Below are 508 nucleotides of genomic sequence, written 5' to 3'. Positions count from 1 at the left end.
GTAAGTAAGGTTGAGTGAGGTTTTTAGTTGCCTATATAAGATCAAGAACGCAATCTTATAAAAAAATAAAAAGTATTTTTTACTCGCTATCTAATTGCAGTAAAGCTATTAATGCAAAATAAAAATTGACAATCTTTAGGATCCCCCCTCTTGCCGAACAAGAGAAAATCGCCGAACTTCTCTCCACTGCGGATCAGGAAATTGAGTTACTCCAAGAGAGTCTCGAATACCTCAAAGCTGAGAAAATAGCATTGATGCAACAACTCCTCACCGGCAAATGGCGAGTGAAGGTAACGTAAGATGGTAAGAGTTGCCAAAGGGCAGCTCTTTTTTCCCAAGATCGATCTTCTTATAGCGATAGCATCAGAGCCTATATATCCATCTCCTCTAAGCGCCCATGCTTCTCATATTGGGACATTTTATGGACTCTATTATTTTCATCTACAAAGACCACTTGCGGCTTATGCTCTTTTAGCTCTTCTTCACTATAGCCGGAATAAGCCATAAT

The 508-nt window shown here is 39.2% G+C and carries 1 protein-coding gene; it reads right to left on the bottom strand.

Translation table 11 applies throughout. The annotated features are described in order from the left end of the window. Positions 1 to 370 precede the first annotated feature (370 nt). On the bottom strand, positions 371 to 505 hold the full coding sequence (locus tag FK529_RS21000) for an aspartate 1-decarboxylase (protein WP_369122208.1): 135 nt from the start codon (positions 503 to 505) through the stop codon (positions 371 to 373). Positions 506 to 508: the final 3 nt, after the last annotated feature.

Source organism: Tsukamurella asaccharolytica (assembly GCF_007858435.1).
Taxonomy (GTDB): domain Bacteria; phylum Actinomycetota; class Actinomycetes; order Mycobacteriales; family Mycobacteriaceae; genus Tsukamurella; species Tsukamurella asaccharolytica.
Note: the sequence above shows the minus strand (reverse complement) of the source record. Positions and strands in the feature narration are given on the sequence as shown.